The organism is Cutibacterium modestum (assembly GCF_008326345.1).
Taxonomy (GTDB): domain Bacteria; phylum Actinomycetota; class Actinomycetes; order Propionibacteriales; family Propionibacteriaceae; genus Cutibacterium; species Cutibacterium modestum.
Window position 1 is genome coordinate 1 of record NZ_BJEN01000009.1, and the last position, 2,340, is coordinate 2,340.

Annotated in this window: 4 protein-coding genes; 3 read left to right on the forward strand and 1 reads right to left on the reverse strand. The window is 57.1% G+C overall.

Annotation, left to right across the window (positions count from 1 at the left end; translation table 11 throughout):
- The first annotated feature begins 518 nt into the window (after positions 1-518).
- On the forward strand, positions 519-872 hold the full coding sequence (locus tag F1563_RS13320; protein WP_238330723.1) for a hypothetical protein: 354 nt from the start codon (positions 519-521) through the stop codon (positions 870-872).
- Between the two features lie 53 nt (positions 873-925).
- On the opposite strand, the gene F1563_RS13325 is transcribed toward F1563_RS13320, so the two are convergent.
- Positions 926-1,663 carry an alpha/beta fold hydrolase gene (locus F1563_RS13325; RefSeq protein WP_149302786.1) on the reverse strand — a complete coding sequence of 246 codons (738 nt, stop codon included), beginning with the start codon at positions 1,661-1,663 and terminating at the stop codon, positions 926-928.
- A 176-nt stretch (positions 1,664-1,839) separates the two neighbouring features.
- Between F1563_RS13325 and F1563_RS13330 the strand changes: the two genes are divergently transcribed.
- Both F1563_RS13330 and F1563_RS13335 read left to right on the forward strand, forming a co-directional pair.
- A complete protein-coding gene (locus F1563_RS13330) occupies positions 1,840-2,097 on the forward strand; it encodes a type II toxin-antitoxin system RelB/DinJ family antitoxin (protein WP_149302789.1) in 258 nt (85 codons plus the stop codon).
- A complete protein-coding gene (locus F1563_RS13335) occupies positions 2,090-2,293 on the forward strand; it encodes a type II toxin-antitoxin system mRNA interferase toxin, RelE/StbE family (RefSeq protein ID WP_149302792.1) in 204 nt (67 codons plus the stop codon). Before F1563_RS13330 ends, F1563_RS13335 begins: the two co-directional genes overlap by 8 nt.
- Positions 2,294-2,340: the final 47 nt, after the last annotated feature.

Consider the following 2,340-nt stretch of genomic DNA (forward strand, 5'->3'; position numbering starts at 1 on the left):
CGAAGGGCAGCGGCTGCCCTTCGGGCAGGGCCTGCCGACGCCTTCGGCGTCGGGTTGGGTGCGTGGATAGGTGCCCCTTCGGGGCACCTGTAAGCTTGTATTTTTGGGGTATGTGGGTGTGGGGGAGCGTTGATGGCGGTAAGGGGCCAGGAGGGGCTATCCTGCACCACTGACAGTATCTCACATATGAGTTACCCATCTGGCTTGCCTGTGAGTTTACCTCACTAATTTTTTTGTCTAGCATACTTGTCAAGCTGTATACCTTGCTATACATTTATAAATACAACAACACATAACGACTGTCCAATACCGCATACAGGAACAATTCACAGAAAGGCGCAACCCCATGCAGTACATGGTTTCAACTCGGCCCGCCGCTATTCCTACTGCCACTAAAACAGCCACGCCCCTAGCACTTTCTCACACATAAAGAAATGGCTTTCCCACAAAGCCTTACTAAACCGCCAAATACATCTGTAACCTGCAGTACATCCAGCACCCCTACAAAGGAACCAGAAATGAAGTACACCGCCCACGTCAGCACGGTGACCCGGCCTTACATCAGGCTTCCCGTTACCCGCACCCCCTACACCCCCACCGACGCCAACTGGGCCACAACATGGATAATCGACGAAACCTACAAAGCCCACTACCACGACACCAGCGTCAAGATCAGCATCTACGCCAAAGACCCCGACCACTCCGTACTCACCAACCACATCTACACCGACCAACTCTCCAGCGTAACCGACGCACTAACCGCCTACAGCTCCACCACCCACACCACCAACACCCATCCGAAACATCAACAAACCCACCAACCATGCATGAACGCAAGATCGCCTACCGGCCAGCCTTCCTGCGCGACGTGAAGCGGCTCAAAAACAAGCACTACAACATGAACACACTCAAATGAGCGGTAAGGTCACGGAATCGACGTGGCTGCCTCACGGATGGCTCCGGCGAGCTCTTGGGGCCGACTCCACATCGGCCAGTGACCGGTCGGCAGATCCATCACCGTGACGTTGGTCAACTGAGCCACGGCGCTGAACATCGGATGACCTGTTGCAGCCAGCTCGAGAACCTGGCTGCTGGGGATAGAACAGCAAATCAAGGTGGTCGGCACGTCGTGGCGGGCATCATTGGACAACTCGACGCGTGCGCGAGCGACCCCTGCAGGCTCGGGGACTGCCTTGGTCCGGAAGCGGTCACGTTGCTCATTGCTGAGCCCTTCGAGGCTGGCCTCCTGGCCCAGGATGTCGAAGTCAGGAAGAGGCAGCTCGGCTACTGCCTCGGGCAGGTCTGGTGCGAATGCCCTTCCATCGCTCATCGGACCGGAGTCGACCCAGACAACGCGACGGACCAGCTCCGGGTGCCTGTCGACGGCAAGGCTCACCGGCCCGTTCGCGCCACTGTGGCCTACCAGGACGACATCGCCGCCCATCTCGTCCAGGATGGCTGAGATGGCGTCAGCTTGGTCGTCGAGCGTGCGCGTAGTGCGCTGGGTGTCCTCCGGATCGAGACCTGGCAGCGTCAGTGCGGTGGCTAAGACCTTGACGGCGTTCAAATTGTCGACTATTTCGTCCCAGGCCCAGGCCCCAAGCCAGTAACCGGGGACGAGGAGGATAAGCGGCTGTTGCACAGATGGTGACGTGGGAGCCATGGGGGCATGCTACTCATGGGTACGGACAACGGGATGGCCAAGCAACGTGTCCTGCGCATCGACTACATCGATGCCAACGCCCAAGTCCCTGCACCAGACATAATCAACCACCCGCTTCTTGCCCCAACCACCCCAAGATGAGACAATAGGAGTACAAACAACTCACAAACGGAGAAATGATGGAGCTGAATACACGAGTCCAAGTACGCACCAACAACCAACTCAAAGAACGCGCCACAAAAACCCTCGACCGGATGGGCATCGACATGCCCACCGCGATCAACATGTTCCTCACCCAGATCGTCAACGACCAAAAACTACCCTTCCAACCCAGCACCACCCCCTACACCAACGCAATCCATGAAGCGGAAACCGAACCCCCCACCCCCATCCGAAACATCAACAAACCCACCAACCCCACCAACCATGCATAAACACACGATCGCCTACCGACCAACCTTCCTGCACGACGTAAAACAGCCCAAAAACAAACACCACAACACGAACACACTCAAAACCGCAATCCAGGCCATTTCCGAGCGCCGCACCGACTGGCTCAAACAGCACCGCGACCACCAACTCACAGGCAACCTCACGGCCTACCACGAATTACATATCGCATCCGACTGACTCCTCCTCTACACCATCAACAACGACAACACCCTCACCCTGGCCCG